The following is an 11,037-nucleotide window of genomic DNA, read 5'->3' as shown; positions in this document are numbered from 1 at the left end:
CCTCGGATCAATGCACGGTCTTGCGCTGCCGCACACACTCCTGCGCCTGAGCGGTCAGTTCGTCCAGCCGCTCATCCCGCATCTGCTCCGCTTCGATCATCGCATCCTCACCTTGCTGGTTGAGCAGGTAGGTATGGATCTGCATCACTTCCGCCGTCTGGTAGATCGGCGCAATATCCAGCCGTCCGATCAGCGCTCCACTAGCCTGCCCGGTACTGCTCATCAGCACCTGCGGCCCATTGGCGGCCACCACCTGCATGCCCATCGCCTCGAACCAAGGTACCTGGCTGGCAAAGGCATTCAACTCGACGCAGGCATGGCGTGCCTGCAGGTCGCCCAGCAGCGCACGGGCGATACCCTGGCGGCGATGGCTGGCGCGCACGGCCAGGAACGCCAGGGCGCACGCCTGTTCATCGTCCTCGGCCGGCAGCGACAGGGCAAAGCCCAGCAATTGGTCCGGCGCGTCGGCATCCAGCGCCAGGGTCAGTGCCACGGCCAGGCCGCGGGTGCCGTCCAGCGCTTGCAGGTACTGGTGCACTTCCATGCCGACGCCGTACTGGTACAGCGGGTACAGCGGGTTGTCGGCGCTGATGGCGACACTGCTCAGTTCGCCGACGTGGTGGATCACCAGCTCGCGGATCTGGTTCTGGAAAGATTCAGGCGGCACGCTGTCGAGGCGGCTCAGGATGAACATCGGGGGGCAGGCTCCGGCGGGTAGATAGACGGCCCGCGCCGTGCGGGCGCGGGCGGTACAGTTTAACCGGTTTTGCCAATCAGCCTTGTACCTGTAATGCACCGAGCATCAGGTCGAGGTTCTGCACCGCCGCGCCGGAGGCACCTTTGCCGAGGTTGTCGAACACTGCGGTCAGCAGCACCTGGCCGTGCTCCGGGTTGGCGTAAAGCGCCAGGCGCAGGTCGTTGCTGTCGTTCAACGCCTCGGGGTCGAGGTTCGGCGCTGCGCCGTGCTGGTGCAGGGGCATCAGCTGGACGTGGCGGGCACCCTGGTAGTGCTGCTCCAGGCAGGCCTGCAGCTGCTCGGCACTGACCTGGCCGGGCAGCAGGCGCAACTGCAGCGGGATGCTCAGCACGATGCCCTGGCGGTAGGCACCGTAGCCGGGCATGAACATCGGCCGCGCCGACAGCCCGGCGTGCTGCTGGATTTCCGGCACGTGCTTGTGCGCCAGTTCCAGGCCATAGAGTTGCAGGGCCGGGGCTTTGCCGGTACCGGGCTGTTCATGCCGTTCGACTGCGGCGCGGCCACCACCGGAATAGCCGGAGATTGCGTGGATATTCAGCGGGTAATCCGCTGGCAGCAGGCCAGCCTTGACCAGTGGGCGCAGCAGGGCGATGGCGCCGGTGGGGTAGCAGCCGGGGTTGCTGACGCGCTTGCTGTGTGCGATGCGTTCGGCTTGCTGCTCGTCGAGCTCCGGCAGGCCATAGACCCAGCCTGGGGTGGTGCGGTGCGCGGAGCTTGCGTCGATCACCCGTACCTGCGGGTTGTGGATTGCCGCCACGGCCTCGCGGGCGGCATCGTCGGGCAGGCACAGCAGGGCGATGTCGGCGCTGTTGATCGCCTCGCGGCGGCGTTGCGGGTCTTTGCGCTCGGCTTCGGGCAGGGTCAGCAGGCGCAGATCGCTGCGGCCTTGCAGGCGGGCATGGATCTGCAGGCCGGTGGTGCCTTGGTCGCCGTCGATGAAGACAACAGGGGTGTGCATGGTCAAAGTCCGGTCGGGGAGGGATGGCCTATGCTCGCCTGTGGCTTTGGTAAAGAAAATTTGAATATGATGATCGATATATTCATTTTTCCTGAATGAGTTTGGCCCATGCGTGAAATCAGCCTCGATCGCCTGCGCACCTTGGTGGTCATTTCCGACCTGGGCTCCTTTGCCGAAGCCGCCCGCCAGCTAAACCTGGCGCCGCCCACCATCAGCCTGCACGTGGCCGAACTGGAGGCGCGCATCGGCGTCCCGTTGCTCACCCGTACCCGCGGCCAGGTGCGGCCCACGGCCATCGGCGAAACCCTGCTGGCCCGTGCCCGTCGCCTGCTGGCCGACGCCGACCTGGCGCTGGACGAGGTGCGCCGGCAAGTCGAAGGCCTGACCGGGCGGGTGCGCCTGGGCGCTTCCACCGGTGCCATTGCCCACCTGCTGCCGCAGGCGCTGGAGCACTTGCGTACGGTGCACCCGGGGATCGATGTGCAGGTACAGGTGCTGACCTCCCAGGCCTCGCTGACGCGCCTGCGCGAGGGCACGCTGGATATCGGCCTGGTGGCCTTGCCGCAGGTGGCCGGCAAAGGGCTTAGGGTTACCCCCTGGCGACGTGATCCGATCCTGGCCTACGTGCCGGCCGACTGGCAGCCGCCGGCCAAGGTTACGCCGGCTTGGCTGGCGCAGCGGGCGTTGATCCTCAACGACAGCAGCACCCAGCTGTCGCGGGTGACCGGGGAGTGGTTCGCAGCGGCGGGGTTGTACCCCGAGCCGCGAATCGAGCTGAACTACAACGATGCGATCAAGAGCCTGGTCGGGGCCGGGTATGGGGCGACGTTGCTGCCGCAGGAGGGGGAGGCAGCCGAGCTGGACCGGCGCATTGCCCGCCGGCCGCTGCGGCCAGGGTTGTGGCGGCAATTGGGCATTGCCTGCTGGGAAGGGCAGGTGGAGCGGGCCACAGGGTATGTGTTGCAGGCGCTGGAGCGGTTACGGCAGTAGGGGCCGCAAAGCGGCCCCATGGATCACCCCCGCTCACGGGCCCGCACCGCAGTCACGGTCTCCCCGCCAACCCCCCAGTTATCGGTCGGTACCTCCTCGATCACCACAAAGGTACTGGCCGGCGGCTTGCCCAGCACCTGCTGCAGCATGTGGGTCGTCTGTTCGATCAGCTGGCGCTTGTGCTCGGCGCTCACGCCTTCATCGGTCACGCGAATGTGGACATAGGGCATGGTTCTCGCTCCTCTGTTAATGCCAGGTGCCGGCGGTGCTACCGCCATCCACCGGCAGGATCACGCCGCTGACGAAGCGTGAGTCGGCCAGGTATAACACCGCATCCACGACATCCTGCGGCGAGCCGGTGCGGCCACTGGGGGACAACGCGCCCATGCCTTGTGCATTGCCGCCATGCAGCGGCGTATCGATGATCCCTGGTGCCACCGCATTCACTTGCACGCCGCTGGCCGCCAGTTCCAGCGCCAGGCCTTTCACCGCCTGGTTCAGGCCGCCCTTGACCAGCACCGGCAGCAGGGCCGGCACGCGGGTGTCCGGTTGCAACGCGATGGAGGCGGTGATGGCGATGATCTGACCATGCCCTTGCCTGGTCATGATCCGCGCCGCTTCCTGGGCCGGGTAGAAGAAACCCTTGAGGTTGGTGCCGACCAGGGCGTCGACATCCGCTTCGCTGTACTCGGCAAACGGCTTGGCAATGAAGATGCCCGCGTTGTTGATCAGCAGGTCGACCCCGCCAAAGGCTTGCTCAGCGCTGGCGAACAGGCGCTGCGTCGTGCCCGGCTCGGCGATGTCGCCCGCTACGCCGATGAAGCGCGAAGGGTTGCCGAGGCGGGCGGCGGCTTGCTCCAGGCGGGCCTGGCTGCGGGCATTGCCGACCACGTTGTCGCCGCGTTCGAGGAAGGCCTCGGCCAAGGCGAAACCCAGGCCGCTGGAGGCCCCGGTGATGATGACGGTGCGTGGCGTGTTCATGTGCATGATCTCCAGTGAAGTGAGCCATGGGCTCGGTGTGGAGCCACTGTAGGCTGCTATCAGCACTTGAAAAATGAGGCGAAGGGTATTTCAATCGATACATCATGTAATCAATCGAGCCGTCATGACCCGCCATTTCGATGACCTGCAACTGGGCAGCCTGGAGCTGTTCTGCCTGGCCGCCGACAGCGGCAGTTTCACTGCTGCGGCCACGGAGGCCGGCGTTACCCCGGCGGCGGTCAGCCGCAGCGTGGCGCGCCTGGAAGAGCGTCTGGGCGTGCGCTTGTTCGTCCGCACCACCCGGCAGATGCGCCTGTCCGCAGCGGGCCAGGCCTATTACCAGCAATGCCGTCAGGCGCTGGGGCAACTGGTCGAGGCCGAGCGCCAGGTCACGGGCGGGCAGGTCGAGCCGAGCGGCCGCCTGCGCATCAGTGTGCCCACGCCTTATGCCCATCACCGGCTGTTGCCGCTGCTGCCGCGGTTTCGCCAGCGCTACCCGAAGGTGCAGGTGGATGTGCATGTCAGCAACCGCAACGTCGACTTCGCCGAGGAACCGTTCGACCTGGCGATTCGTGGCCGCGAGCCGGCCGATTCACGGCTGGTGGCGCGCCGCCTGGAAGATGCCGAACTGGTGGTGGTGGCCACACCTGGCTACCTGGCCCGTGCCGGCACGCCACAAACACCGCACGACCTGCTGCAACATGAGTGCATCCAGTTCGAACTGCCCAGCAGTGGCCGCCGCCCGCCGTGGAGCTTTCGCCAGGATGGCCAGCAGGTAGAGATCGAAACCCAGGGTGCGTTCACCTGCCTGGGCGACTTCCTCGCTACCGCCACGCTGGTGCGCCATGGCGGTGGGCTGATGCAGGCTTACCGCTTTACCGTGCAGGATGCGCTGGCCAGTGGCGAACTGGTGGAAGTACTCGCTGAGTTTGGCGGGACCTCGCGGCCATTCATGCTGATCTACCCCCAGGCCCGGCACATGCCGCTGCGGGTGCGGGTGTTCATCGATTTCCTGTTCGCGCAGGCCGGCCTGCCGTTGGGCTGAAGCGATGCGGTTCAGGCGTTGGGCAACTATGCTTCTGGCTGCGTCGAGCCGAATGGACCTCGACGAACCTTTCGGTTTTCCAGGAGAACGCTCCATGAAATCCACGAAATGCATACCTTTGCTGGTGATTGCCTCGGTCCTCAGTTTTGCCGCACACGCAGACCCTGCGAGCAACTGTGCGGCCAAGATCAAGGAGCTTGAAGATATTCAGAAGACCGATGGCCAGGCACTGCACGGTGGCATGGCGCATGACTACCACGAGCTGTTGAAGCAGGCCAAGGAGGGGCAGGCTGCGGGGGACATGACCAAGTGTCAGGCCTCGGCTGACCGGGCCAAGACCATCTACAACAAGGCGCGCGGGAAGTAGCTGCAGTCCTGCACTGGCCTCTTCGCGGGCTTGCCCGCTCCCACAGGTACTGCACAGGCCTTGGGCCTGTTGGAAATCCTGTGGGAGCGGGCAAGCCCGCGAAGAGGCCAGTGCAGGAGGGCCCAGTCAGAACCAGCGATCGTTCTTCCTGCGCCCACGGGTCAGCGCCGGCAGGATCAGCCCCGCGAGCAAGCCCGCGCCGGCAATGCTGCCGCCATACACCATGTAGCGCATCATCACCTGCTTGTTTTCGTCCCCCAGGCGTGCCCGGGTATCGCGCAGCTCCGACTGGCTCTGGTCGAGCTGTTCATTCAGCGCCTTGTTGCGCGCTTCCAGCTCGTCGATCAGTTTCTTGCGTGAATCTAGGGTTTCCTGCATGCCCTGCACGCGGTTCTTCCAGCTGTCGTCGATGTTCTTCAATTGCCCGGTCAGGTCCGCGACCTGGGCATCGAGCTGCGGCAGGCGCTCGTTCTGGCCTGGCACCGACTGCAGGTCGTTGCTGAGAATCCACACCACATCGCCGTTCTGCCCGCGAACCTGGCTGTAGTTGCCCTGGCTGCCGATCAGGGTCAGCTTCTGCCCGGACTTGAGCGTACCGACGATGCGGTGGCCATCGGTCGGGCCGCTGCGCACATAGGTGCTCAGGCTGTCGCTGACCCAGCGCGCATCGCTGGCAGGCTCTTCGGCGTGCACCGGTACGGCAAGGGCCACCAGGGCGGCGATCAGGCCGCTGCGCAGGGCAGTGAGGGCGGAAGCAGTTGGGCGGGAATCGGGCATGTTGGGTCTTCGCTGAAACAGGACAAAAAGTAGGCCCGGTGATTGGGCCGATGAACCGGTCGGTGAGTTGACCGTCAGCGAAAGACCGTTTTTTTGTCAGCAGGTTCACTACCTGATATCGGAAATGTCTGCAGGATGTTGCAAGGCTGCAACCGGCAACTCCGGACTAGACTCAAGGGCTCACACTCTTTCATGGAGCAAGACCATGACTGCCAAGAACACCATTTGCCTCTGGTACGACAACGATGCCGAAGAGGCCGCGAATTTCTATGCCAGCGTTTTCCCTGACAGCAGAGTGATTGCCGTGCACCAGGCGCCCGCTGACTATCCATCCGGCAAGCAAGGTGACGTGATTACCGTGGAGTTCAGCGTGATGGGGATTCCTTGCGTAGGTCTCAATGGCGGCAAGGCCTTCACGCACTGCGAGGCTTTTTCGTTCCAGGTCAGTACCGAGGACCAGGCCGAGACCGATCGCTTTTGGGATGCCATTGTCGGCAACGGCGGTGAGGCCAGCGTTTGCGGTTGGTGCAAGGACAAGTGGGGGATTTCGTGGCAGATCACCCCGCGCATCCTCATCGAAGCCATTGGCCACCCCGACCGGGCGGCGGCCAGGCGAGCATTCGAGGCCATGATGCAGATGGGTAAGATCGATGTGGCGCAGATCGAGGCGGCGTTGAAGGGCTGATGCAAGTCCGTTTTCAACGCGGTGGCTGGCATCGGCTGCGCCGGTGTTCGCGGGCACGCCCGCTCCCACAGGGGCGCTGCTGATTCAATGAGTTTGAGGAGCTGGTTTGTCGCAGATGGCGCAATGCGGCTCCAGCTTCCTCTGGTTGGCCCGATCAGTTACCGGTCACTTCGGCCTCTGCCGTCGCCGCTTTGGCCGAAGCCTTCTTCTCCTGCACCACGATGTAGAACTCTTCGCCATGCTTCACCGCTCCATACAGTACGGCCTTTTCGATCAGCTCGTTGCCGCGCAGATGGCGCAGCATCATCGGGTCCTTGCGCAGGTCGCGGTACAGCGCCAGGCATAGCAGCACCATCACCACCACGAACGGCAGGGCCACGACGATGGTCAGGTTCTGTAGGCCAGTCAGCGCCTCGCCGGGGTCGCGCGGGTCGCCGATTGCCAGCATGATCGCCGCCACCGTACCGGTCAGCGCACCCCAGAAAATCACCGTGCGTCGCGATGGCGTGGTGGTGCCGTGCTCCGATAGCGTGCCCATGACCAGTGAGGCCGCATCGGCACCGGAGACGAAGAAGATACCCACCAGGACCATCACCAGCACTGAAGTCGCCGAGGCCAGCGGGTAGCTGTCCAGCAGCTGGTACAGCGCGTGGTTGCTGTTGACCGCACCATTGGCCAGCTGGAAGGCGCCTTCGCGCAGGGCGTCGATACTCGCGCCGCCAAAAATGGTGAACCACACCAGGCTGACCAGGCTCGGTACCAGCAGCACCCCGGTGACGAACTGGCGGATGGTGCGACCGCGGCTGATACGGGCGATGAACATGCCCACGAACGGCGTCCAGGAAATCCACCAGGCCCAGTAGAACACGGTCCAGCCGGCCAGCCAGCTGTTCATCTGCTCACCGCCGCTGGCGTTGGTGCGGGCCATCATTTCCGGCAGCATCTTGGCGTAGATGCCGATCGAGGTTGGCAGCAGGTTGAGCATCAGCAGGGTCGGGCCGACCAAAAACACGAACACCGCCAGCACCAGTGCCAACACCATGTTGGTGTTGGACAGCCACTGGATGCCCTTGCCGATGCCCGACACCGCCGAGGTGACGAAGGCAATGGTCAGCAAAGTAATGATCGAGATGTAGAACAGCTTGCCAGGGCTTTCGATCCAGCCGTTGTACTCCAGGCCACCGGCGATCTGCAGTGCGCCGAGGCCCAGCGAGGCAGCCGAGCCGAACAGCGTGGCGAAGATCGCCATCATGTCGATCAGGCGGCCGAGCGGGCCGTTGGCATGCTTGCCGATCAATGGCCGAAAGGCGGCAGAAATCAACTGCGAGCGGCCGCGGCGGAAGGTGCCATAGGCAATCACCAGGCCGACGATGGCGTACATGGCCCAGGGGTGCAGGGTCCAGTGGAACAGTGTGGTGGCCATGGCCACCTGCATCGCTTCGCTGGACTGCCCAGTGGTCGTCCCAGGCGGTGGTGACACGTAGTGCGACAGCGGTTCGGCAACGCCGAAGAACATCAGGCCGATGCCCATGCCTGCGCTGAACATCATCGCCACCCAGGACACCGTGCGGAATTCTGGCTGTTCGCCGTCACGGCCCAGCGGAACCCGGCCGTATCGGCTGGCGGCCAGCCACAGCACGAACACCACGAACAGGGTAGAGGTGAGCACGAAGAACCAGCCGAAGTTGAGAATGACCCAGGATTGCGCGCTGGAGGCGCTGCTGGCGAGGCTGGCCTGATTGAGGAAGCCCCAGAGGACGAAAGCGATCGCCAGGAGGCTGGTGAAGCCAAAGACGATCCAGTCAAGCTTGCCCTCGAAATACCGGTCCTGGCGTGCTTCTGCGGTTTTCGAGGGGTCCGTCACGCCAAGGTCGAGCGTTTCGGTGATGTGTTCCTTTGCCATGAATGATGAGGCCCCTTTCTGGCTTACCTGCAGGTACAGGCTTGTAGTTTTGTGTGGGCTACCGAGTTCGATGACTGCCTCGGCGGGGAGACTGCTGGCACGATTATCCTGTGCAGGAAACGGCAGCTCCTGTCCCGATAGCGCCCCGGGGCGTCCATTACGCGACCTGCCAAATACTTTTAGTTCTGGGGGCGATGGCCCTTTCTGCCTCGCGTTCTGGTACCCTGATGGGCATTCCCCGGGCCTGCACATCCGAGCACCGTAGAAGCGCTGCTGCTTGTGGGCCTGGCCGCACCAGGAAACGGAGATTCGTCAAAATGGCCACTGACCGTGTGAGCCTGATTCATTTCGATAAATTGAGCATGAGCCCTGCCGCTGCCGATCGGTTCCAGAAAGCCCTCGACGCGCTGGAAGCGCTCAAGCTGCAGGACCGTTACGTGTATCTCATCGCTCCTTATCTGGGTGATATCGCTGACGCCTCCGACCGCGAGCAACTGGCCACCGCCCTGGAGCAGGGCTTGCGCGTGGTCGACGAGCTGCTGGCTGCCAGGTCGGTCAGCAAGGTCAAGGCCGAGGAAGTACGCCAGGTGTTTCACAGTGGCGCCGAGCGTGCACAGGCGGAAATGCCCGGCTGAGTGGTGGCATGGCGAAAGACATCGACAACCCTTGCGTCTCGCTGTGCCAGCTCAACAGCGAGTTGTGCGTGAGCTGCGGCCGCACCCGTGACGAAATTCGCAAATGGCGGGGCATGAAGCGCCCCGAGAAGATGGCCACCGTGCAGCGGGCCGCAACGCGAATGAAGGCTATCGCCAAGAAGGCGGCCAAGCGGCAGAATACAGGTTGAACCTGCGTGTCCCGCGCGCGCCCTTTCCTGATTGTCTGACGAGCCTGAAAATGGATTCTCACTCGCTGTTTGCCTTTACCCTGGTCGCTGCCATCGCGATCGCCAGCCCCGGCCCTGCCACCCTGATGGCCATCAACAACAGCCTCGCCCATGGCCAGCGCAGCGCGATCTGGTCGTCACTGGGCAATGGCTCGGGCCTGTTCTGCCTGTCGGCTGCCGCCATGCTGGGGCTGGGTGCGCTGCTGGCCAGTTCCGAAATGCTGTTCAATGCCGTGAAGATCCTGGGGGCGGGCTACCTGTTCTACCTGGGGGCGCGGCAATTGCTGAAAAAAAGCCCGATGCTGGCGCAAGGCGCCGCAGAGGGTATGGCCAAGGTCCGGCCCACGCCGCTGAAGCTGTACAAGTCGGCATTCCTCACGGCAGTGACCAACCCCAAGGCGACCATGTTCTTCACCGCGCTGTTCCCGCAGTTCATCGACCAGGGGGCGGCGTTGTTGCCGCAGTTTCTGATCCTGACCGGGATATTCGTGTCCTTGTCGCTGGTTTCGCTGAGCCTGTACGCCGCGCTGGCGGCGCGGGCCAAGGGCGTACTGACCCGGCCGTCGTTGTCGCGCTGGGTGAGCCGGGTGGTTGGCACGACCTTTATCGGTTTTGGTGCTGCAATCCTGGCGATGCGGCGGCAGGGGGCCTGAAATACGAGGGGCGTGGCGTGGCCCGAGACCTCCAGCTTCGCACTCACCAATGAATGGAAGCGTGGCTGGCAAAGGTTTTTGCCGGCCTGTTTTTTTCTGGCCGATAAAAGGCCAACCTGATGGCCATACATGGTCCAGACTGTCTACAGCACGCACAGATGGATGCTGCAGTCGACCACAGGATGTGGCAGCCTTTGGCCACCACGCCGGGTCTCCGGATGTTACATGTGCCGAGTGTTGTCGATGATCGAGCGCTGCTTTCACCACGCCTTGCTACTGTTGTGTCTGTTGCCGCTGCCCCTGAGCGCGGTAGCGGATGATGCATGCCGACGGCTGACTGCCACCGGCAACCCGGAATACCCCCCCTACCTGTGGCGCGACCCGCAAAACCCCCAGCAATTGATCGGTGCCAATGCCGACCTGCTCAAGTACCTGGGCAAACAACTGGGGCTGGAAGTCGAGGTGGTCTACGGCGGGCCATGGTCGCGCGCCCAGGAAGAAGTACGCACGGGACGGATCGACCTGATGGCCGGGTATTTCCTGACCAAGGACCGTCAGCAACAGATGGACTTCATTACCCCGGCATTTCTGCATACACCCAGCGTTATCTGGGTACGCCAGGACAATGCCTTTGCCTACCGGCAGTGGGCCGACCTGAAGGGCCGCAAAGGCGGTACGCTGGTCAACAACAGCCACGGTCAGCAGTTCGACGACTACGCCAGGGCCAACCTCACCCTCGAAGCGGTACCCGGTGCCAGGCAGGCGTTCGAGAAGTTGATGCACAAGCGTAGCGACTACGTGGTGTACGAGCAGTACCCCGGCATGGCGCTGGCGCGCACCTTGGGGATTGCCGACGCTGTACAGGTGCTGGAGCCACCGATATCCAGCGAAGGGCTGTACCTGGCGCTGTCCCATGACTCGCCCTGCAACCAGCCGCAGCTGCGTGAAGCGCTGGCGAGGGAGATGCAGAGGATCGTTGCCGGGGCACTGCCGGAGCAGCTGTTGCAGCAAAACCTGGAGCGTTGGCAATAGCAGCCT

At 63.9% G+C, this 11,037-nt stretch carries 14 protein-coding genes; 8 read left to right on the top strand and 6 right to left on the bottom strand.

Translation table 11 applies throughout. The annotated features are described in order from the left end of the window. Window positions 1-7: 7 nt before the first annotated feature. Both A4C63_RS16730 and argC read right to left on the bottom strand, forming a co-directional pair. Window positions 8-694 carry a GNAT family N-acetyltransferase gene (locus tag A4C63_RS16730; protein WP_063913653.1) on the bottom strand — a complete coding sequence of 229 codons (687 nt, stop codon included), beginning with the start codon at window positions 692-694 and terminating at the stop codon, window positions 8-10. Window positions 695-773: 79 nt separating this feature from the next. Further along, on the bottom strand, window positions 774-1,715 hold the full coding sequence (gene argC, locus A4C63_RS16725) for an N-acetyl-gamma-glutamyl-phosphate reductase (protein WP_063913652.1): 942 nt from the start codon (window positions 1,713-1,715) through the stop codon (window positions 774-776). Window positions 1,716-1,823: 108 nt separating this feature from the next. On the opposite strand from argC, the gene A4C63_RS16720 reads away from it, so the two are divergent. Continuing rightward, window positions 1,824-2,705: a LysR family transcriptional regulator gene (locus A4C63_RS16720; RefSeq protein ID WP_063913651.1), complete on the top strand. Its 882-nt coding sequence runs from the start codon at window positions 1,824-1,826 to the stop codon at window positions 2,703-2,705. A 23-nt stretch (window positions 2,706-2,728) separates the two neighbouring features. Here the strand turns inward: A4C63_RS16720 and A4C63_RS16715 are convergent, their stop codons facing one another. Then, window positions 2,729-2,935, bottom strand: coding sequence for a 4-oxalocrotonate tautomerase family protein (locus A4C63_RS16715; protein WP_063913650.1), 207 nt, complete (start codon window positions 2,933-2,935; stop codon window positions 2,729-2,731). A 16-nt stretch (window positions 2,936-2,951) separates the two neighbouring features. Further along, the gene (locus A4C63_RS16710) at window positions 2,952-3,686 is read right to left on the bottom strand and encodes an SDR family NAD(P)-dependent oxidoreductase (RefSeq protein ID WP_063913649.1); all 735 of its coding nucleotides are present in this window, start codon (window positions 3,684-3,686) and stop codon (window positions 2,952-2,954) included. Window positions 3,687-3,810: 124 nt separating this feature from the next. Here A4C63_RS16710 and A4C63_RS16705 point away from each other — a divergent pair, with 124 nt between their 5' ends. Together A4C63_RS16705 and A4C63_RS16700 are read left to right on the top strand one after the other, a co-directional pair. After that, window positions 3,811-4,731 (top strand): LysR family transcriptional regulator, encoded by a 921-nt coding sequence (locus A4C63_RS16705; protein WP_063913648.1) that lies wholly within the window; start codon window positions 3,811-3,813, stop codon window positions 4,729-4,731. A 94-nt stretch (window positions 4,732-4,825) separates the two neighbouring features. Then, window positions 4,826-5,098, top strand: coding sequence for a hypothetical protein (locus tag A4C63_RS16700; RefSeq protein WP_063913647.1), 273 nt, complete (start codon window positions 4,826-4,828; stop codon window positions 5,096-5,098). A gap of 126 nt (window positions 5,099-5,224) precedes the next feature. Here the strand turns inward: A4C63_RS16700 and A4C63_RS16695 are convergent, their stop codons facing one another. After that, window positions 5,225-5,875 carry a TIGR04211 family SH3 domain-containing protein gene (locus A4C63_RS16695; RefSeq protein ID WP_063913646.1) on the bottom strand — a complete coding sequence of 217 codons (651 nt, stop codon included), beginning with the start codon at window positions 5,873-5,875 and terminating at the stop codon, window positions 5,225-5,227. Between the two features lie 205 nt (window positions 5,876-6,080). Here A4C63_RS16695 and A4C63_RS16690 point away from each other — a divergent pair, with 205 nt between their 5' ends. Continuing rightward, window positions 6,081-6,560 (top strand): VOC family protein, encoded by a 480-nt coding sequence (locus tag A4C63_RS16690; RefSeq protein WP_063913645.1) that lies wholly within the window; start codon window positions 6,081-6,083, stop codon window positions 6,558-6,560. A 154-nt stretch (window positions 6,561-6,714) separates the two neighbouring features. Here the strand turns inward: A4C63_RS16690 and A4C63_RS16685 are convergent, their stop codons facing one another. After that, window positions 6,715-8,463 (bottom strand): BCCT family transporter, encoded by a 1,749-nt coding sequence (locus A4C63_RS16685; protein WP_063913644.1) that lies wholly within the window; start codon window positions 8,461-8,463, stop codon window positions 6,715-6,717. Between the two features lie 317 nt (window positions 8,464-8,780). On the opposite strand from A4C63_RS16685, the gene A4C63_RS16680 reads away from it, so the two are divergent. From A4C63_RS16680 to A4C63_RS16665, 4 genes are all read left to right on the top strand, one after another. Continuing rightward, window positions 8,781-9,098 carry a hypothetical protein gene (locus A4C63_RS16680; RefSeq protein ID WP_063913643.1) on the top strand — a complete coding sequence of 106 codons (318 nt, stop codon included), beginning with the start codon at window positions 8,781-8,783 and terminating at the stop codon, window positions 9,096-9,098. Window positions 9,099-9,106: 8 nt separating this feature from the next. Then, entirely contained in the window at window positions 9,107-9,307 is a 201-nt protein-coding gene (locus A4C63_RS16675; protein ID WP_063913642.1) for a DUF1289 domain-containing protein, read from the top strand. Between the two features lie 50 nt (window positions 9,308-9,357). Continuing rightward, window positions 9,358-9,999: a LysE family translocator gene (locus A4C63_RS16670; RefSeq protein ID WP_063913641.1), complete on the top strand. Its 642-nt coding sequence runs from the start codon at window positions 9,358-9,360 to the stop codon at window positions 9,997-9,999. 243 nt (window positions 10,000-10,242) lie between these two features. Then, on the top strand, window positions 10,243-11,031 hold the full coding sequence (locus tag A4C63_RS16665) for an ABC transporter substrate-binding protein (RefSeq protein WP_063913640.1): 789 nt from the start codon (window positions 10,243-10,245) through the stop codon (window positions 11,029-11,031). The last annotated feature ends 6 nt before the right edge of the window (window positions 11,032-11,037 follow it).

Source organism: Pseudomonas sp. p21 (genome assembly GCF_001642705.1).
In the GTDB taxonomy this organism is placed as follows: Bacteria; Pseudomonadota; Gammaproteobacteria; order Pseudomonadales; family Pseudomonadaceae; genus Aquipseudomonas.
The sequence above is the reverse complement of the archived record's forward strand: the minus strand, read 5'-3'. Positions and strand labels throughout refer to the sequence as shown.

Coding starts and splice junctions, on each gene's coding strand:
- A4C63_RS16665 (WP_063913640.1), top strand. CDS start 10,243: ATGATCGAGCGCTGCTTTCACCACGCCTTGCTACTGTTGTGTCTGTTG.
- A4C63_RS16695 (WP_063913646.1), bottom strand. CDS start 5,875: ATGCCCGATTCCCGCCCAACTGCTTCCGCCCTCACTGCCCTGCGCAGC.
- A4C63_RS16690 (WP_063913645.1), top strand. CDS start 6,081: ATGACTGCCAAGAACACCATTTGCCTCTGGTACGACAACGATGCCGAA.
- A4C63_RS16715 (WP_063913650.1), bottom strand. CDS start 2,935: ATGCCCTATGTCCACATTCGCGTGACCGATGAAGGCGTGAGCGCCGAG.
- A4C63_RS16680 (WP_063913643.1), top strand. CDS start 8,781: ATGGCCACTGACCGTGTGAGCCTGATTCATTTCGATAAATTGAGCATG.
- A4C63_RS16670 (WP_063913641.1), top strand. CDS start 9,358: ATGGATTCTCACTCGCTGTTTGCCTTTACCCTGGTCGCTGCCATCGCG.
- A4C63_RS16730 (WP_063913653.1), bottom strand. CDS start 694: ATGTTCATCCTGAGCCGCCTCGACAGCGTGCCGCCTGAATCTTTCCAG.
- A4C63_RS16700 (WP_063913647.1), top strand. CDS start 4,826: ATGAAATCCACGAAATGCATACCTTTGCTGGTGATTGCCTCGGTCCTC.
- A4C63_RS16675 (WP_063913642.1), top strand. CDS start 9,107: ATGGCGAAAGACATCGACAACCCTTGCGTCTCGCTGTGCCAGCTCAAC.
- A4C63_RS16705 (WP_063913648.1), top strand. CDS start 3,811: ATGACCCGCCATTTCGATGACCTGCAACTGGGCAGCCTGGAGCTGTTC.
- argC (WP_063913652.1), bottom strand. CDS start 1,715: ATGCACACCCCTGTTGTCTTCATCGACGGCGACCAAGGCACCACCGGC.
- A4C63_RS16720 (WP_063913651.1), top strand. CDS start 1,824: ATGCGTGAAATCAGCCTCGATCGCCTGCGCACCTTGGTGGTCATTTCC.
- A4C63_RS16685 (WP_063913644.1), bottom strand. CDS start 8,463: ATGGCAAAGGAACACATCACCGAAACGCTCGACCTTGGCGTGACGGAC.
- A4C63_RS16710 (WP_063913649.1), bottom strand. CDS start 3,686: ATGAACACGCCACGCACCGTCATCATCACCGGGGCCTCCAGCGGCCTG.